This is a genomic window from Stutzerimonas stutzeri (genome assembly GCF_024448985.1).
GTDB classification, from domain to species: Bacteria; Pseudomonadota; Gammaproteobacteria; order Pseudomonadales; family Pseudomonadaceae; genus Stutzerimonas; species Stutzerimonas stutzeri_AP.
Genome location: NZ_JAMOII010000006.1, coordinates 123,762 through 142,380, shown reverse-complemented (window position 1 = coordinate 142,380; position 18,619 = coordinate 123,762). Strand labels below are relative to the sequence as shown.

Below are 18,619 nucleotides of genomic sequence, written 5' to 3'. Positions count from 1 at the left end.
GGCGCGCCGATTAGCCGTCCAGCGACTTCACAGCCTCGCCACCACGCGTCTTGCGGCGCATCCGGAAGAAGTCGCTCAGCGTCTCACTGCACTGCTCCGCCATCACGCCACCTTCGACCAGCACCCGATGGTTGAGAAAATCCTGAGAAAAGAACTGGCCGCGACTGATCGCGACGCCCGCCTTGGGCTCCGTAGCGCCGTACACTACGCGCTGAATGCGCGAGTGCACGATCAGTCCCGCGCACATGCTGCAGGGCTCCAGCGTCACGTATAGCGTACTGCCTGGCAGACGGTAATTCTGCACGCGTGATGACGCGTCGCGGATCGCCACCATTTCAGCGTGAGCACTAGGGTCGTGCCGGGATATCGGACAGTTGAAGCCCCGCCCAATGATCTGACCGTCCTGCACCAGCACTGCGCCCACCGGCACCTCGCCCAGAGCAACGCCCTGTGCTGCCAGTGCAAGCGCCTCGCGCATGAAATACTCGTCGCGCGAGCGGTCGATGATTTGTGGTTTTTTCATGATTCGGTTTTAAGAGCTGAGAGCTGGCTAGAGTCTACAGCCTGCTTAGACTTCAAACTGCAAGAACGTCTATACCACCTCGATCGCCGCCATCAGCCCGGTCTCCATGTGGTCGATCACATGGCAGTGAAACATCCAAACGCCCGGGTTATCGGCCACCAGCGCGACGCGGGCGGTTTCGTTCTTGCCCAGCAGATAGGTGTCGGTGAACCAGGGTTCGATCTTCTTACGATTGGATGAGATGACCTTGAAAGTCATACCGTGTAGATGAACCGGGTGCTGATACTGGCTGAGATTACGTAATTCGAGGATGTAATGGCCGTTGCGTTTCAAGGTCGCGATGGGCCGATCGGCGCACGTCTTGTCGTTGATGTCCCAAGCCTGACCGTTGACCTGCCAGAAGGTGAACGAATCGCCCTGTCCTGCATCGCTGGATAGCGTACCGGCCCACTCGAAATTGAAGCGCAGGGTTTCTGCCTGCTGCAGGTCCGGCTCGGCAATCGGGTTGGGCGGAAGCGGAGCGGGCCACTCTCCTTCGGCCTCTCCAGTGCTGACCGAAGCAAGAGTCGCCAGCCGCAGAGGCCCGTTGCGCAGCGACAGCTGCTCCCCTACAGGCGGCACCTTCAACGCCAGGTCCACGCGCATACCTGGCCCCAGCCAGTAATCCTTACCGAACGGACGCGGCTTGATCGGATTGCCATCGAGCGCATAGATACGTGCTTCGCCAGCGGAGAGATTCAGTCGATAGGTCAGGGTGTTATCGAGGTTGAGAATGCGCAAGCGCACCACCTGACCGGCGGGTAATTCAAGCGTCGGCGCATGCTCGCCATTGACGCTCGAGAGGACGCCCGGTGTGCCGCCGCGGGCGGCCTCGCGCGGTACGCTGAAATCAGTGAAGGCGCCTTGCTTGTCCACATGCCAGCTCTTCAGGCTCAGGGTGCGCTCATGGCGGAAACCACTCGGTTCGCGCTCCTCGACGATCAGCGGCCCAACCAGCCCGCGTCCCAGCTGCTCGGCGCTGGTGGTGTGCGGGTGGTACCAAAAGCTGCCTGCATCATGCACCTGAAATAGATAGTCGAACGACTCACCCGGCAGAACGGGCAACTGCGACACATAGGGGACCCCGTCCATGTTCAACGGCAGACGGATGCCGTGCCAATGGATGGTGGTCGGCTCCGGCAGTTGGTTGATGAAGCGCACTCGCAACCAATCACCCTGTCGGGCGCGCAACTCAAGGCCAGGTGCTTGCCCACCATAGCACCAGGCGGGCGTCCGATACCCGGAAACCAGCTCCACATCCAGTGGAGCGGCAATCAGTTCGTAGTCGTGGGTGGCCGGATCGGCCGGGCGCCCAAGCCAATAGCGTGCACCGCCACCGACGACACCCAGCGCACCCAAACCAGCTAGGCCCACCAGTATCTTTCTTCGGGTATAGGTCATCGTGAATCCCATAAAAACAGCTACGAGCTAACCTAGCTTTACAGCAAAAAATAGATAACTCGCATTTGCGTCATGCTACAGCTTCCCGGCACCTCGAACATCTGACGCCATCGCAACCAGCCGTCCGTACGTCGAAGCGAACCCTATCGCTCGGGCCTCGTCTACTTATCTAACAATCATCAGAAGTTGACAGGAGGCTCCATGCAGAGCACCGCAGCCCATGCCAAAGACGAAGTCAGCACAGGCATCGTCTGGCTCGCCCGCAGCGGTTACGCCGCACGAGGTGTCGTCTACACCATTATCGGCGCCTTTGCCTTCATGGCCGGCCTCGGCAGCGGTGATACCGTGGGAACCAAGGGCGCGGTCCAGCAATTGTTGGGGCAACCCTTTGGCGAGGTCTTGCTCTGGATCATGGTTGTAGGGCTCCTGGCCTATGCCGCATGGCGTTTGACTCAGGCAATCACTGATCCGGAGGGCCACGGCACCGATGCCAAAGGGCTGTTGATTCGAGCAGGGCTGATCGGTAGCGCCGTGGCTTATACCCTCCTGACGCTGTTCACTCTTGGCCTGCTCGGCAGCTCCATTGGCGAATCCGCCAATGGCGGTGGAGGAAGCTCCGGTAGTGACTTTCTCTCTAGCCTGCTCGGCTGGAAACATTCCAACTATCTGGTCTATGCCGTTGCATTGGTTCCGCTTGGCGTGGGTATCGCGCACATCATCAAAGGCTGGAAAGCCAAGTTCGAAAAGTATTTCTATGCCTCCGAAGAGATCATGCGCTGGGTTCGCCCGATCTCACGCGCGGGGCTGATCGCCCGTGGTGTCGCTTTCCTGATCACTGCCGGCATGCTTTTCAGCGGCGGAGCACGCTACGAACCAACTGACCCACCTGGCCTGGACGATGCGCTGAACGCGCTGCAGAGCCTGCCATTCGGCACCTTCTGGTTATCCCTGATCGGACTCGGGCTGGTGGCCTTCGCCGTATACAGCTTCTCAGAAGCGATCTGGCGACGTATCGACATGCCAGCAGTCATCCATTAACCGCCCCCAGCAAGACGAAGCCCCGGTATGGTTGGGGCTTCGTCTTTGATCAATCGGCTAGCCGATCACTCCCACTCAATCGTCGCCGGCGGCTTGCTCGACACGTCGTAGGTGACGCGGGAGATGCCTTCGATTTCGTTGATGATGCGGTTGGAGACCTTCTCGAGCAGCTCGTAGGGCAGGTGTGCCCAGCGCGCTGTCATGAAGTCGATGGTTTCCACCGCGCGCAGCGCGACGACCCAGGCGTAGCGACGGCCATCGCCGACCACACCTACCGATTTCACCGGCTGGAACACCACGAAGGCCTGGCTGGTCTTGTGGTACCAGTCGAAGTTGCGCAGCTCTTCGATGAAGATATGGTCGGCGCGGCGCAGCAGGTCGGCGTATTCCTTCTTCACCTCGCCGAGGATGCGCACTCCCAGGCCCGGGCCCGGGAATGGGTGGCGATAGACCATGTCATAGGGCAGGCCAAGCTCGAGGCCGATCTTGCGGACTTCATCCTTGAACAGTTCACGCAACGGCTCGACCAGCTTGAGGTTCATCTCCTCCGGCAGGCCACCGACGTTGTGGTGCGACTTGATCACGTGGGCCTTGCCGCTCTTGGCGCCGGCCGACTCGATCACGTCCGGGTAGATGGTGCCCTGGGCGAGGAACTGGATGTTTTCGAGCTTGCTGGCCTGGGCATCGAAGACATCGATGAAGGTGCGGCCGATGATTTTGCGCTTCTTTTCCGGGTCGGCTTCGCCGGCAAGATTCTCCAGGAACTGCGCTTCGGCATCGGCACGGATCACCTTGACGCCCATGTTCTGGGCGAACATGGCCATCACTTGGTCGCCTTCATGCAGGCGCAGCAGGCCGTTGTCGACGAAGACACAGGTCAGCTGTTCGCCGATGGCCTTGTGCAGCAGTGCGGCGACTACCGAGGAATCGACGCCGCCGGACAGGCCCAGCAGTACGTTGGCGCTGCCCACTTGGGCGCGGACCTGCTCAACCAAATCTTCGACAATGTTCGAAGGTGTCCACAGGGCTTCACAGCCGCAGATTTCCAACAAGAAGCGCGACAGGATGCGCCCGCCCTGCTTGGTATGGGTCACTTCCGGGTGGAACTGCACACCGTAATAGCGGCGGGCCTCGTCACCGATCGCCGCGATAGGGCAGCTCGGCGTGCTGGCGATGATGTGGAAGCCTTCCGGGATATCGGTGACCTTGTCGCCGTGGCTCATCCAGACGTCGAGGCCGAATACGCCGTCGTCGTCCATGTGGTCCTCGATGCCGTCGAACAGCTTCGACTTGCCGACCAGGTCGACCCTCGCATAGCCGAACTCACGCACATCCGAACCCTGCACCTTGCCGCCCAGCTGCTCGGATATGGTCTGCATGCCATAGCAGATGCCAAACAGCGGCACGCCCAGATCGAACACCGCCTGCCGCGCACGAGGACTGCCCTCCTCATGCACCGACTCGGGACCACCGGCAAGAATGATCCCGCGCGGGGCGAAGGCACGGATGTCCTCGTCGCTCATGTCCCAGGGATGCAGTTCGCAATAGACCCCGAGCTCGCGCACACGGCGGGCGATCAATTGGGTGTACTGCGAACCGAAGTCGAGGATCAGGATGCGGTGGGCGTGAATGTCGGGATGGGACATGGGGCTTTCCTTCGGAAAAAGCTTGAAGCTGAAAGCCAGAAGCTGGAAGCAGAGGCCCGAAGTCGTGACTTCCAGCTTCCAGCTTCCAGCTCCCAGCGCCTGTTAATCGAGGCTGGATCAACCGACCCGGTAGTTGGGCGCCTCTTTCGTGATCTGCACGTCATGCACATGGGACTCGGCCATGCCGGCGCCGGTGATGCGCACAAACTGCGGCCGCGAACGCATCTCGTCGACGGTGGCGCTGCCGGTGTAGCCCATGGAGGCACGCAGGCCGCCCATCAGTTGATGAATGATTGCCGACAGCGAGCCTTTGTACGGCACGCGGCCTTCGATGCCTTCGGGCACCAGCTTCTCGGCACCGGCAGAGGAATCCTGGAAGTAGCGGTCAGAGGAGCCCTGGGCCTGGGACATGGCGCCCAGCGAGCCCATGCCGCGGTAGGCCTTGTAGGATCGGCCCTGGAACAGTTCGATCTCGCCCGGCGCCTCTTCGGTACCGGCGAACATCGAGCCCATCATCACCGCGTTGGCGCCGGCGACGATGGCCTTGGACAGGTCCCCTGAGAAGCGGATGCCACCGTCGGCGATCATCGGCACGCCAGTGCCTTCCAGCGCAGCGGAAACATTAGCGATGGCGGAAATCTGCGGCACGCCGACACCGGCGACGATGCGCGTGGTGCAGATCGAGCCCGGGCCGATGCCGACCTTGACTGCATCGGCGCCGGCCTTGACCAGATCCAGCGCGGCTTCGGCAGTGGCGATATTGCCGCCGATCACCTGCACCTGTGGGAAGTTGTCCTTGACCCAGCGCACGCGGTCGAGCACACCGCGCGAATGGCCGTGAGCGGTATCCACGACGATGACATCGACACCGGCTGCAGCTAGCGCTTCGACACGTTCGGCAGTGTCGGCGCCGGTACCAACCGCGGCACCTACACGCAGGCGGCCCTGGTCATCCTTGGAGGCCAGCGGGTAGGTCTTGGCCTTCTCGATATCGCGGAAGGTGACCAGGCCGCGCAAATGGAAATTGCCGTCCACCACCAGCATTTTTTCGATGCGGTGTTCGTAGAGTTTGGTTTTGATTTCTTCCAGGCCGGTGCCTTCCTGAACGGTGACCAGCTCCGCCTTGGGCGTCATGATCGCGGCGACCGAGTCACCTGCGTTCGGCGTAAAGCGCAGGTCACGACCGGTAACGATGCCAACCAGTTCCTTGCCCGACACCACGGGGAAGCCGGAGAAGCCCAACTCGCGGGCCTTGCGTAACAGCTCGCTGATCTTGGTCTCAGGCGTGACGGTAACCGGATCGTGAACGATCGCCGTTTCGTGACGCTTGACCTTGCGCACTTCGGCAGCCTGCTGCTCGACGTTCATGTTCTTGTGGATGATGCCGATGCCGCCTTCCTGGGCCATGGCGATGGCCAGGCGCGCTTCGGTGACGGTGTCCATGGCTGCGGAAACCAGTGGAATATTCAGCTCGATTTCGCGGGTCAGGCGGGTCTTCAGGCTGACATCCTTCGGCAGAACCTCGGAATAACCCGGGATCAGGAGAACATCATCGAATGTCAGGGCTTCTTGGCTGATACGCAGCATGGCGGGGGCTCCCAGGCGGGAAAAAGGAAGCGCGGCATTATACCCATCCCCTCCGCCCGGCTCAATGAGGACGCCGCACGGACGGTGTCAGTCGTCCACCTCAACCAGCGCACAGGGGAAGCCCAGGCGCTCGGCGAACGCATCGAGGAAATCTTCGCGCAGTCCGGCAGCGCCCCAACCATTGAAGATGAAGCCCAGGTTGGAAAAGGCGCAGGCAGGGATGAAAAGAAAACCGTTGATGTCGTCCTCGAAGCCGCACTGAGGGCAGGTGAAGTTGTCGGTCTGGCCGGGCATCCAGTCTTCCAGGCTCTCGAACAATGCCTCGCCGATTTCCTGGCGACATTCCGGACAGCCGGCCTCCTCGGCAAAATCGCGTGTCGGCGTATAGATGCAGCGCTTGGTCACGATTTCCAGCCCATTGATCGGCTGACCGAACGGCAACCGCTCCGGATGCCGGACCACGGCGCGTGCGCCCGACGCAATCGCATAGGCCATGCCGCCGACGCCTCGACCGCAGGTGGTCGGCAGCGCCTCGACGATGCGCCGCTCAACAAGCCAGCGCAGGATCTTTCGCGCCCTGGCTTCATGCCCAGGAAAGGTGGAAATGCGTGGCACGACGATGGCTTGGCTGTGGTTCATGACATGGACGAAGGCGCAGATAAGGAAGCCGCGCAGCTTAATGCGCTGGCCGCTCAGGTCAATCGCGCCCGGTCGGAGCCGGAGCCACGCCCTCCGCCCAACCTTTTGGCCTTCAGCACTCTTTGCGGCCTTTTCCCGTATCATCGCCGCCATGCTCAAAGATCCCTTCCAGCGTCTGAATCTCGACCGCGAGGTCCTCACCGTCAGCCAGCTCAACGGCCGTGCCCGGCTGTTGCTGGAAGACGTGTTCGCCCAGGTCTGGGTCGAAGGTGAGATTTCCAATCTTGCCCGGCCCGCCTCCGGCCACATCTATTTCACCCTCAAGGACAAGAACGCCCAGGTGCGCTGCGCGCTGTTCCGCCAGAACGCCCTGCGGGTGCGCCAGGCGCTGCGCGACGGCCTAGCGGTCAAGGTGCGCGGCAAGGTGTCGCTGTTCGAAGGCCGTGGCGATTATCAGCTGATTCTCGACTCGCTGGAGCCGGCCGGCGATGGCGCCCTGCGCCTGGCCTTCGAGGCGCTGAAGGAGAAACTGGCCGCCGAAGGGCTGTTCGACGCTGGCAGCAAACGCGCCCTCCCCGCCCATCCGCAGCGCATCGGCATCGTCAGCTCGCCGACTGGCGCGGTGATTCGCGACATCATTTCGGTGTTTCGCCGCCGCGCACCTCATGTGGCGCTGACGCTGGTGCCGACTGCCGTTCAGGGTCGCGAGGCGACGCCGCAAATCGTGCGCGCCCTAGAGCTGGCCGATCGCGGCGGTTTCGATGCGCTGATTCTGGCCCGCGGTGGCGGCTCGCTGGAAGATCTCTGGTGCTTCAACGAAGAAGTCATCGCCCGCGCCGTGGCCGCCTGTCAGACGCCGATCGTCAGCGCCGTCGGCCACGAGACCGACGTCTCCATCGCCGACTTCGTCGCCGATGTGCGCGCACCGACGCCTTCTGCCGCGGCCGAATTGCTGGCGCCCAGCAGCACGGATATTTCCCAGCGCCTGACAAGCCTGCGCCAGCGCCTGTTGCTGCGCATGCAGGACCGGCTTCACCGCGACAGTTCACGGCTCGAGAACCTGACCAAGCGTTTGCGCCATCCCGGCGAACGCCTGCAACAGCAAGCCCAGCGCATCGACGACCTCGAACAGCGCTTGCTGCGCGGCATCGACCGTCGTCTCTGCGCGGGTCAGGAGCGTCTGGCTCGGCTCGACACGCGCCTGGCCGCACAGCATCCGGGACGCACGTTAGAGCTGTTGCGCCAGCGTCTGGCGCATCTGTCCGAGCGCATGCCCCGCGCCATGCAGGAATCGCTAAGAAACCAACGCCAGCAGCTGAAAAGTCTGGCGCAGACACTCAATATCGTCAGCCCGCTGGCAACCCTGTCGCGCGGCTACAGCATTCTGCTGGACGAACACGGCCATGCCGTCCGCCGCGCTGACCAGACACAGCCCGGTCAGCGCCTCAAGGCCCGACTGGGTGAAGGCGAGCTGGATGTACGAGTGGAAGACAACCACCTCGAACCGGTTACGCTGCCCCTGCTTTGAACGAGCGTCTAGCAGCTGAGCCATGAGCAGCCACTGGGCTTTCCCTCGTCAGGTGTTTACGCGAGGATGAGCCATTCTTTTCAAGCGGAACCGCTCATGCCTCGCGTCGTTGCCCTACTGCTTTCACTCGCCCTGACACTTCCCGCCCACGCCGAGGGCTTCATCACCCGCCTGTTGAACAAGCCCGTGCCAGGCGGTGTGGCTGTAATCGCACTGGGCGACACCCCCACTGTGCCGCAGGTGCGCTACCAGGACAAACCGGCATTGGTGATCAGGGAGGACGGCCAGCGTTGGATTGCCATTCTCGGCATCCCGCTCACGATCAAACCCGGAACGCAGCAAGTGGAAGTCAATGGCAGCCCGAGCAGCTTTAAGGTCGAGCACCGCGAATACCGCGCCCAGCACATCACTCTAAAGAACCAGCGCCAGGTCAATCCGAACCCCGAGGACCTCAAGCGCATCGAGCGGGAACTGGCCGAGCAGACCGAGGCTTACCGCCAGTTCAGCCCCAACCAGCCCAGCAACCTATTGTTCGACAAGCCCGTCGATGGCCCGTTGTCGTCGCCGTTCGGCCTGCGCCGCTTCTTCAATGGCGAGGAGCGCAACCCGCATTCCGGGCTGGATTTCGCAGCCAGAACCGGTACGCCGATCAAGGCACCGGCGGCCGGCAAAGTGATCCTCACTGGTGACTATTTTTTCAATGGCAAGACGGTCTTCGTCGATCATGGCCAGGGGCTGATCAGCATGTTCTGCCACCTGTCCGAGATCGGGGTGAAGGTCGGCGACCCGCTCGGTCGCGGCGAAATACTGGGCAAGGTCGGCGCCACCGGCCGGGCCACCGGGCCGCATTTGCACTGGAACGTCAGCCTAAACGACACACGTGTCGATCCGTCGATTTTCATCGGCGCATTCAAACCCTGAACCACAATAAAAGGATCTACCGACATGCGTATCAAAGCCACGGAATCCACCCTGCTGATCATCGACATCCAGGAGCGCCTGCTGCCGGCCATCCTCGACAGCGCCGCCATGATCGAGAACACCGCCTGGCTGCAGCAGATCGCGCGGCGGGTCGGCGTGCCCGCTCTGATCACCGAGCAGTACAGCAAGGGGCTGGGGCCGACCGCAGCCGTACTTCGCGAAGGCGTGGACGCCGACTCCATTCTGGAAAAGATGGAATTCTCCTCGGCTGCCGACGGCGAACTGTTCAAGCGTCCCGGCGGGGATCGCAAGCAGTTCGTGATCTGCGGCTGCGAAACCCATGTCTGCGTCATGCAGACCGTGCTCGACCTGTTGGAACACGGCTGCCAGGTGTTCGTGGTCGAGGAAGCGGTCAGCTCGCGCCGCGCCTCCGACAAGGAGCTGGCGTTGCAGCGCATGCGCCAGGCCGGTGCGCAGATTGTCTCGCGTGAGATGGTTGCCTTCGAATGGATGGAGCGCGCCGGCACCGACCTGTTCAAGTCCATCAGCCGTGAATTCATTCGCTGAGCCGAACGGCAGTTCGTACCCATCCACTGCCGGGACTGCACTGGCGGATTTTGTTAAGGTCCGCCTCCTTGCAGCACGTCCCGCTGTATCAAGTACCGATGGAGTATTGAATGACTGACGAGTTTGCCGGCTGGCTGGACTGGCGCAGAGCCCACCCCGAACTGCAAACGCTGGTCGCCTGTGCCGCGCTGATCTTTGCCGCCTGGCTGTCCAACTGGATCGTCAAGCGCATCCTGGTGCGTGGGCTCTATGGTCTGCTGCGCCATGCGCGCGATGCCGAATTGCAGGATTTCGGCATCATCAAACGGCTGTCCAATATCGTCCCGGCACTGGTGCTGTCGGTCGGTATCAATGCCGTGCCGGGGCTTCCGGAAGCCGCAGTGACCGTGGTGCGCAACGTCTGTGGCGGTTTTATCGTGCTGACCATCGCCCTCGCTCTGGGCGCGGTGATGGACATCATCAACCTGCTCTACCAGCGCCGCTCCGACGCCCATCTGCACCCGATCAAGGGCTACTTGCAAGTGGTCAAGATCGTGCTCTACGCCATCGCCACCATCCTGATCATCGCCACCCTGATCGATCGCTCGCCGCTGATCCTGCTGTCCGGTCTCGGTGCCATGGCGGCGGTGCTGATGTTGATCTTCCAGGACACCCTGCTGTCTCTGGTGGCCAGCGTGCAGATCACCTCCAACGACCTGATCCGCGTCGGCGACTGGATCGAAATGCCGCAGCTGAACGCCGATGGCGACGTGATCGACATTGCCCTGCACACGGTCAAGGTGCAGAACTGGGACAAGACCATCACGAGCATCCCGACCAAGCGCTTCATTTCCGATTCATTCAAGAACTGGCGCGGCATGCAGGAAAGTGGCGGCCGCCGGATCAAACGCAGCCTCTTCCTTGACCAGCAAAGCGTGCACTTTCTCAGCGAAAAGGAATGCAAACACCTGCATCGTTTCAGCTTGCTGGAAGATTATCTGGCCGAGAAGCAGCGCGATATCGATGCCTGGAATACCAAACTGGCCGAGCGTGGGCAGGAGCCGGTGAATACCCGGCGCATCACTAACATCGGCACCTTCCGCGCCTACGTCGAACGTTATGTACGCAGCCACCCCGGCATTCATCAGAACATGACATTCATCGTGCGTCAGATGTCACCCACGGCCGATGGGTTACCGCTAGAGATCTACTGCTTCACCAACACCGTGAGCTGGGTGCCTTACGAGGCGATTCAGTCGGACATTTTCGACCACTTGCTATCGATCCTGCCGGAATTCGGCCTGCGGGTGTTCCAGCATCCGAGCGGAGCGGACATGCGGGGATGGAGCGAGTCGTTGACGCAGCGTGGCGCACCGGCGCTGCAGCAGCCGGAAGAGCCTCCGGCCGAAGTGACAAGTTAATTGTAGGTTAGCGCTGAGTCACGAAGCACATGGGTGGCCTTTGGCATGGTCCATTGCTTCACCCTGATGCCAGCGCCGCGGGCTGCCCTGTATCGCGCACCTCAGTGCGAACCTACGTCCGGAGCGAGGTACCCCTCGCCCCTGCTACCGCAGTTTTTTATTAGAAGCTCATATCGACCCGCGCCCAATAAGTGCGGCCGGGCTCGTTGATGCGCTCGTCGGCAGGGAAACCAAAACCGGCATCGCCGGCCAAGTTGAGATGCTCGGTGTAGTTCTTGTCGAACAGATTGTCGACACCGGAACTGAGCTTGACCTGTTTGGTTACCTGATAGGCACCGTTGAGCGAGAACACGCCAAACCCGGCACTATCGTTCAGATCCTGCCCCACCACATTGCCGCGGCCTTCGGCGATGCGGCTCTGGTCATCGACCAGGCGCCATAACGCACCCATACTCCAGTCGTCACGTTGATAGGACAGGCCCAGTCTGGCTTCCAGCGGCGGCATCTGTGGCAGAGCTTCACCATCGGAGCTGTTCTTGCCCCACGCATAGGCCAGGCTGGCATCCGTCTTCCAATTACCGGTGAGAGCATAGGTCATGCCCAACTCCCCGCCCATGATGCGTGCATCAATGTTATCGGCACGAGTGCCCATGCCACGGTAGTCGAACAGCATGTAATCGCGGATCTGGCCGGCATAGGCTGAAGCCCATGCCTGCAGGGCTTCGCCCTGGTATTGGATACCGATATCGAGCTGCGTGGTCTTCTCCGGCTTGATGCCGTCGAATGCGTTTTCCGAACCCGCAGGACCGTTGAGGCCGGCAGAGAACAGTTCCCAGTAGTCGGGGAAACGCTGGACATGGCCGATACCGGCATAAAAGGTGGTCGGCGAGCCATCGAGATCATGCTCGTATCGCACGAAGCCGCTGGGCAACGTATCGGCGCGGGTCTCGCCGGCGGTCGGATTGGGGATCGGCATGCCCATGCCCATCATGCTGCTGAAGCTTGGCCGGAAATCCTTGGCCGAGGAGCGATCGAGACGTGCGCCGGAGATGAGCCGATCACGTTCGGCCAGGCCCCAGGTGGCTTCGGCAAATACACCGTAATTGTGCATCACCGCATCCTTATCCCACGGATACTGATCGGCGTCGGTGTAATCCCCCATCATGCTCAGCGTGGAGCTGCGCTGGCGGTGTTCGCTGCGCTGGGCATCGATACCCGTGATCAGCTCGACGCTGTCCCACTTCCAAGTGGCGGCCACTCGAGTGCCGAGGGTACGGCGGTCGACCTGTGCAGCCATCGGGCCACTCATCATGCTGGTTGGGTCTGGTACGCGTAGGCGGAAGTTGTCCATGATGTGGTCGGCGTAGTTGTAGTAGACCTTGGCCTCAATCTTGTCGAGCACCTCGCCGAGATTGCTGCGTTCGACGCGCAGCCCCAGGCTTTCACGCTTGAACTGCGAACCATCCATACCGCGGCCGCCATAACGAGCCTCACCATCACCCCGACCGGCAGTTAGTTCGATCAAGGTGTCAGCATCCGGCGTCCAGCCCAGCGCCACATCACTGTTCCATTTGTCCCAGCGCGAGGGAATGGTCAGGCCGTTACCGTTTTCGTAATCGTCCGAACGCGAGCTATTGCCGGTTACCCGCAGGTAGCCCTGCTCACCGCCGACGGCACCGTCGAGCAGCCGGTCAAAACGACCATTCGAACCAACCAGTACGCTGGCCTGCAGACGCGCCCCAAGCTCACCGAAACTCTCGGGCTCGCGATCGAAGCGCACCACCCCGGCCGACGCACCCGGCCCCCAGATTACCGTTTGCGGGCCTTTGGTCACGGTCAGCAGATCATAAGTTTCCGGAGAAATGTAAGAGCTTGGGGCGTCCATCCGCGCAGGGCAGGCTCCGATCATCTGACCACCGTCGGTTAGCAGCAGCAGGCGAGAACCAAATAGCCCCCTTAGCACCGGATCGCCGTTACTGCCCCCGCTGCGAATGGCAGAGAACCCCGGGATGGTCTTGAGGTAATCGGCCGCATCGCTGGCCGGCACCGGCTGGCGCGGTATCTTCGGATCGGTGACCACCGTCAGCGGCGACTGCTGGGCGACGCCAGTGATGACCATCGGCGTAAGTTCGACGGAACCATGGTGATGAGCATGATCACCCTGCTCGGCCGCGAGCGCGCCGCTGGCCAGCACGCCCAGCAGAGCGGCATGGGCAGCCTGCCAACGCAGGCGAGATGATCGGATAGAAAAGCTATAGGACAGGCAGGCGCGGGCCTGACGGCCATGAGTATTACGGGTCATGTGAATTTCCACTTCATGTTTGGATACAGCCGTGCAACACGGCTCCAGGCATCAGCTGTGGAAATACGGAGGAGCGCGAGCGTAGCCGCTGCTGCGACGCAGCGCCGGGATCAGCGGCGCGTCGGGAAGGGAGAGAAAATGCTCAGGCTCATGCCGAGGCAAGGCCAGATCGAGGGCAAGCGTCAGCGGCGGGTTGAGCGTCAGCAGTTCGCAATAACCGCAGAGCTCCAGCGCCGCCAACCAGGCGGGTTCAGTGCCCGATGCCTGCCGGTGATGACCGTGTGCCGGCGTGGACTCATGGCCGGCATGCTGATGGTGCTCGCCGATCGGCGCAGCGGTGGTTTGCGCCGCCTGTACTGCCGAGTACAACGGGCCGACATGGATCATCAGCATGGCGAACAGGCCAAGCCAGATACTCGATGTCGAAAGCCGTTTGCGTGTCACCGGCAAATCCTTGTTAACAGTGCCCTGGCTCTGCTGAACCGGTGCCTGATGATCGCACGCTCGGTTTGCCAAAGCGGCTGCGACATGAAGCCGCAAAAGTTTCGAGCAAGCAAGCGCAAGCAAGAACGAAATTACCAGCAGTAAATCTCGACAAACTTATTCATCAAAGCAGTTCATACCAATTTTTTTTCAACTGTTGCACGACTCCACCAGAAAGGACTAAGTTTTCACCATAACCAGCCGGCAAAACCGGTCCCGACTGCTGTCGCCACGAGCGAGCCCCAAGGAAACGCCATGACCATGCTCAAAGATCCGTCGAAAAAATATCGCGCCTTTACCCCCATTGATATCCCTGACCGCACCTGGCCATCGAAGACCATCACCCAGGCGCCGATCTGGCTCAGCTCCGACCTGCGTGACGGTAATCAGTCGCTGATCGAGCCGATGGACGCGGCGAAGAAGATGCGGTTCTTCAAGACGCTGGTCGCGGTGGGCGTAAAGGAAATCGAAGTGGGCTTCCCCTCGGCCTCGCAGACCGATTTTGACTTCGTCCGCGAGCTGATCGAGGGCGGGCACATTCCCGATGACGTCACCATCCAGGTGCTGACCCAGGCGCGCGAGGATCTGATCACCCGTACCTTCGAATCGCTCAAAGGTGCCAAGCAGGCCATTGTCCACTACTACAACGCCACAGCGCCGAGCTTCCGCCGCATTGTCTTCAATCAGGACAAGGCCGGTGTGGTCAACATCGCGGTCAGTGCGGCGCAAGTCATCAAGCGTTTAGCCGCTGCGGCGCCGGAAACGAACTGGCGCTTCGAATACTCGCCCGAAGTGTTCAGCTCCACCGAGACCGATTTCGCCGTCGAGGTGTGTAACGCAGTTATCGAGGTGTTCCAGCCGACGCCGGCGCAGAAGCTGATCCTCAACCTGCCGGCCACCATCGAGGCGGCCACTCCGAATATCTATGCCGATCAGATCGAATATTTCGGTCGCCGCATTGCCAAGCGCGACAGCGTGCTGATCAGCCTGCACACCCACAACGACCGTGGCACCGGCGTGGCCGCCACCGAGCTGGGCCTGATGGCCGGCGCCGATCGCGTCGAAGGCTGCCTGTTCGGCAATGGCGAGCGCACCGGCAACGTCGATCTGGTGACAGTGGCGCTGAACATGTACACCCAGGGTGTCGATCCGCAGCTGGATTTCTCCGACATCGACGCCGTGCGCAAGGTGGTCGAGGAATGCAACCAGTTGCCGGTGCACCCGCGCCATCCCTACGTCGGCGATCTGGTACACACCGCCTTCTCCGGCTCGCATCAGGATGCGATCCGCAAGGGCTTCGCCGTGCAGAAGGCCGACGAGCTGTGGGAAGTGCCCTACCTGCCGATCGACCCGGCCGATATCGGCCGCAGCTACGAAGCGGTGATCCGCGTCAACAGCCAGTCCGGTAAGGGCGGCATCACTTATCTGCTCGAGCAGGAATACGGCATCAGCCTGCCGCGGCGCATGCAGATCGAGTTCAGCCAGGTGGTACAGAAGGAAACCGACCGCCTCGGCCTGGAGATGAGCGCCGCGCAGATCTATGCACTGCTGGAAGCCGAATACCTGCAAGCCGTCACGCCCTACGCGCTCAAGGGCCATCGTTTGCAAGAGGAGAACGGCACCAGCGCGCTGGAAGTGGAGGTCATCAACGAAGGCACAACCCTGAACCTGCGCGGCATCGGCAAGGGCCCGCTGGAGGCACTGGTCGCGGCACTGCCGGTCAAGCTGGAGATCATGGACTACCACGAGCACGCCATCGGTGCCGGCAGCCATGCTAGGGCCGCGGCCTATATTGAGGTGCGCCTGGACGGCGAGCGCCCGCTGCACGGCATTGGTATCGACGAAAACATCACCACGGCCAGCATCCGTGCCCTGTTCAGCGCATTGAACCGTGCGGTGCGAGAGGCCGAGGCGAAGGCAGCCTGATCCTGCCCGGCGAGCCCCGACGGGCTCGCCGCTTTCCACTCCGGAGGATGTGCACTCCCGAGCTATGGATGTGCATCGACACACCCAGAGTGGCTCCGCTTCAGCCCACCAAAGTCCGCTCCAGCCGGTGGGCTAAAGCCCACCCTACTTTCGACCACGGACCGTACCTGTGAAGCAACCCGCTTCCGGTATTCGGCCCACCTACGAATGGGCGATTATGGAGTGTCAAGCGTCGCCTCATGGTCTAGCACCGTAGGGTGGGCTTCAGCCCACCAAAACCTGCCCCTGCCGGCGGGTTAAAGCCCACCCTACTTTCGAAACTGTAAAGCACCCCTTCCGGCATCCAGCCCTCTTGCGCAAAGCGTCGCGTCAATAGTCTTAGCGGTGGCAACCAAGTGAACCAACCCCCGGCCAATGCCTCCCAATAGCGCCGAGCATCCGAGACACCCCATCTCAGCATTACTTTCCAAATCCTTTCGACAGTAATCTGTCATTCATCGCGAGAATCGTGCAAACGACGTCGCCGCCATCGGTATAAGCTTGGCCTCCAGCCCGGACATGCAAACACAGGAGCCGCCATGAGCAACGCCATCGGTTACGCCGCCCTCGACCCGAGCACACCGCTCGCCCCTCATTCGTTTTCGCGCCGCGCAGTCGGGCCGAACGACGTACAGATCGACATCCTTTACTGCGGTGTCTGCCACTCCGACCTGCACACCGCACGCAACGAATGGAACAACACCCTTTATCCATCCGTACCAGGCCACGAGATCGTTGGCCGCGTTACCGCGGTCGGCTCGGCCGTATCGCGCTTCAAAGCCGGTGATCTGGCCGGCGTCGGCTGCCTGGTCGACAGCTGCCGCAGCTGTTCGTCGTGCGGCGAAGGCCTTGAGCAGTACTGCGAGAACGGTTTCATCGGCACCTACAACGGCTCGGCGTTCGGCGGCAGCGAGAACACACTCGGCGGCTACTCGGACAGCATCGTGGTGGACGAGAAGTACATGCTGCGCATTAGCCACACCGCCAACTTGGCCGCCGTCGCGCCCCTGCTCTGTGCCGGCATCACCACTTATTCACCGCTGCGCCAGTGGAAAGTCGGCCCCGGCCAGAAAGTGGGTGTGGTCGGCCTCGGCGGCCTTGGCCACATGGCGGTGAAAATCGCCAACGCGATGGGCGCGAAGGTCGTGCTATTCACCACATCGCCGGACAAGCGGAAAGACGCCCTGCGCCTGGGTGCGTCGGAAGTCGTGGTATCGAAGAACAAAGACGAGATGGCTGCACATCTGAACAGCTTCGACTTCATCCTCAACACCGTGGCCGCACCGCACAACCTCGATGCCTTCATGGCGTTGCTCAAGCGCGATGCCACCATGACCCTGGTGGGCGCACCGGCATCGCCCCACCCGTCGCCAAACGTCTTCGGGCTGATCTTCAAGCGCCGCCGGCTGGCCGGCTCGTTGATCGGCGGTATCGCCGAGACTCAGGAGATGCTGGATTTCTGCGCAGAGCACAGCATCGTTTCGGACATCGAGATGATCCGCATGCAAGACATCAACGAAGCCTACGAGCGCATGCTCAAGAGCGATGTGAAATACCGCTTCGTCATCGACATGGCCTCGCTCAAGTCCGCCTGAGCCTACGCTGGCGCGCCGGGCCCGAGCGCGCCAGCCACCGAACGCACGCTGGGTCTTCCCTCTTTGCAGCCGAGCCGCTAAGGTCGCCGGCCTTCTGCTGAGGAGCCGGCATGCTTTACCTGATCTTCGTAACCCTGCTCTGGGCGTTTTCTTTCAACCTGATCGGCGCTTACCTGGCCGGCCAAGTGGACAGTTATTTCGCGGTGCTTACCCGCGTGGTTATCGCCGGACTCGTGTTTCTCCCGCTCACCCGTTGGCGCGGCGTTGCGCCGGGCTTCATCGCAGGCGTAACGCTGGTCGGTGCGCTGCAGTTCGGCGTGACCTACCTGTGCCTGTATCTGAGCTTCAACGTCCTGACGGTGGCCGAGGTTTTGCTGTTCACGGTCCTCACACCGCTGCATGTCACGCTGATCGATGACGCGCTCAATCGACGCTTCAATCCTTGGGCGCTGCTGGCCGCGGCGGTCGCGGTACTCGGTGCGGGCCTGATCCGCTATGACGGGATTTCCAGCGATTTTCTCGGCGGTTTCCTATTGATGCAATTGGCCAATTTCACCTTTGCCGCCGGGCAGGTTGGCTATAAGCACCTGGCGCAACGCTATCCATCTGATGTCCCGCTCTATCGGCGCTTTGGCTATTTCTTCCTCGGTGCATTGGTAATCGTGCTGCCGGCCTGGCTGCTGTTCGGCGATGCCGAAAAAATGCCTGGAACGGCAAGCCAATGGGGAGTACTGGTATGGATGGGTGTACTGGCCACGGCGTTAGGTCAATTCTGCTGGAACAAGGGCGCTACGCTGGTGGACGCCGGCACATTGGCAGTGATGAACAATCTGGCGGTACCGGTGGGGCTGGTTCTGAATCTGTTGATCTGGGGTACGGAGACAAATCTGCTGCTACTTGCCGTCGGCGGGCTGATCATCCTCGCCTCTCTCTGGATCAATCGGCTGGGTCGACGCAGGCTTAGTGTCACTATGTAACTTATTGT

15 protein-coding genes are annotated in these 18,619 nt (G+C 61.5%); 8 read left to right on the top strand and 7 right to left on the bottom strand.

Going from position 1 to position 18,619, the window contains the following annotated elements; translation table 11 throughout:
- Nucleotides 1-10: 10 nt before the first annotated feature.
- Both tadA and NA647_RS10140 read right to left on the bottom strand, forming a co-directional pair.
- Entirely contained in the window at nucleotides 11-523 is a 513-nt protein-coding gene (gene tadA, locus NA647_RS10145; RefSeq protein WP_256057569.1) for a tRNA adenosine(34) deaminase TadA, read from the bottom strand.
- Between the two features lie 69 nt (nucleotides 524-592).
- Nucleotides 593-1,963: a multicopper oxidase family protein gene (locus tag NA647_RS10140; protein WP_256057568.1), complete on the bottom strand. Its 1,371-nt coding sequence runs from the start codon at nucleotides 1,961-1,963 to the stop codon at nucleotides 593-595.
- Between the two features lie 201 nt (nucleotides 1,964-2,164).
- Between NA647_RS10140 and NA647_RS10135 the strand changes: the two genes are divergently transcribed.
- Nucleotides 2,165-3,001, top strand: a complete 837-nt coding sequence (locus NA647_RS10135) for a DUF1206 domain-containing protein (protein ID WP_256057567.1) — start codon at nucleotides 2,165-2,167, stop codon at nucleotides 2,999-3,001.
- 65 nt (nucleotides 3,002-3,066) lie between these two features.
- On the opposite strand, the gene guaA is transcribed toward NA647_RS10135, so the two are convergent.
- The 3 genes from guaA to NA647_RS10120 all read right to left on the bottom strand — a co-directional run bounded on the left by guaA (nucleotide 3,067) and on the right by NA647_RS10120 (nucleotide 6,873).
- The gene (guaA, locus tag NA647_RS10130; protein WP_256057566.1) at nucleotides 3,067-4,647 is read right to left on the bottom strand and encodes a glutamine-hydrolyzing GMP synthase; all 1,581 of its coding nucleotides are present in this window, start codon (nucleotides 4,645-4,647) and stop codon (nucleotides 3,067-3,069) included.
- A 117-nt stretch (nucleotides 4,648-4,764) separates the two neighbouring features.
- Entirely contained in the window at nucleotides 4,765-6,234 is a 1,470-nt protein-coding gene (guaB, locus tag NA647_RS10125) for an IMP dehydrogenase (RefSeq protein ID WP_256057565.1), read from the bottom strand.
- An 87-nt stretch (nucleotides 6,235-6,321) separates the two neighbouring features.
- Nucleotides 6,322-6,873 (bottom strand): sugar ABC transporter ATPase, encoded by a 552-nt coding sequence (locus NA647_RS10120; RefSeq protein WP_256057564.1) that lies wholly within the window; start codon nucleotides 6,871-6,873, stop codon nucleotides 6,322-6,324.
- A gap of 151 nt (nucleotides 6,874-7,024) precedes the next feature.
- On the opposite strand from NA647_RS10120, the gene xseA reads away from it, so the two are divergent.
- From xseA to NA647_RS10100, 4 genes are all read left to right on the top strand, one after another.
- The gene (xseA, locus tag NA647_RS10115) at nucleotides 7,025-8,401 is read left to right on the top strand and encodes an exodeoxyribonuclease VII large subunit (RefSeq protein WP_256057563.1); all 1,377 of its coding nucleotides are present in this window, start codon (nucleotides 7,025-7,027) and stop codon (nucleotides 8,399-8,401) included.
- Nucleotides 8,402-8,497: 96 nt separating this feature from the next.
- Nucleotides 8,498-9,322, top strand: coding sequence for a peptidoglycan DD-metalloendopeptidase family protein (locus tag NA647_RS10110; protein ID WP_256057562.1), 825 nt, complete (start codon nucleotides 8,498-8,500; stop codon nucleotides 9,320-9,322).
- 24 nt (nucleotides 9,323-9,346) lie between these two features.
- A complete protein-coding gene (locus tag NA647_RS10105; protein WP_256057561.1) occupies nucleotides 9,347-9,889 on the top strand; it encodes a hydrolase in 543 nt (180 codons plus the stop codon).
- 110 nt (nucleotides 9,890-9,999) lie between these two features.
- Nucleotides 10,000-11,289: a mechanosensitive ion channel family protein gene (locus tag NA647_RS10100; RefSeq protein WP_256057560.1), complete on the top strand. Its 1,290-nt coding sequence runs from the start codon at nucleotides 10,000-10,002 to the stop codon at nucleotides 11,287-11,289.
- Between the two features lie 160 nt (nucleotides 11,290-11,449).
- On the opposite strand, the gene NA647_RS10095 is transcribed toward NA647_RS10100, so the two are convergent.
- Nucleotides 11,450-13,591 carry a TonB-dependent copper receptor gene (locus NA647_RS10095; RefSeq protein WP_256057559.1) on the bottom strand — a complete coding sequence of 714 codons (2,142 nt, stop codon included), beginning with the start codon at nucleotides 13,589-13,591 and terminating at the stop codon, nucleotides 11,450-11,452.
- A 51-nt stretch (nucleotides 13,592-13,642) separates the two neighbouring features.
- Complete coding sequence (locus NA647_RS10090) at nucleotides 13,643-14,035, bottom strand: DUF2946 domain-containing protein (protein ID WP_256057558.1); 393 nt, start codon at nucleotides 14,033-14,035, stop codon at nucleotides 13,643-13,645.
- 294 nt (nucleotides 14,036-14,329) lie between these two features.
- Here NA647_RS10090 and leuA point away from each other — a divergent pair, with 294 nt between their 5' ends.
- The 3 genes from leuA to NA647_RS10075 all read left to right on the top strand — a co-directional run bounded on the left by leuA (nucleotide 14,330) and on the right by NA647_RS10075 (nucleotide 18,611).
- The gene (gene leuA, locus NA647_RS10085; RefSeq protein WP_256057557.1) at nucleotides 14,330-16,000 is read left to right on the top strand and encodes a 2-isopropylmalate synthase; all 1,671 of its coding nucleotides are present in this window, start codon (nucleotides 14,330-14,332) and stop codon (nucleotides 15,998-16,000) included.
- 578 nt (nucleotides 16,001-16,578) lie between these two features.
- Complete coding sequence (locus NA647_RS10080) at nucleotides 16,579-17,634, top strand: NAD(P)-dependent alcohol dehydrogenase (protein WP_256057556.1); 1,056 nt, start codon at nucleotides 16,579-16,581, stop codon at nucleotides 17,632-17,634.
- Between the two features lie 110 nt (nucleotides 17,635-17,744).
- A complete protein-coding gene (locus NA647_RS10075) occupies nucleotides 17,745-18,611 on the top strand; it encodes a carboxylate/amino acid/amine transporter (RefSeq protein WP_256057555.1) in 867 nt (288 codons plus the stop codon).
- Nucleotides 18,612-18,619: the final 8 nt, after the last annotated feature.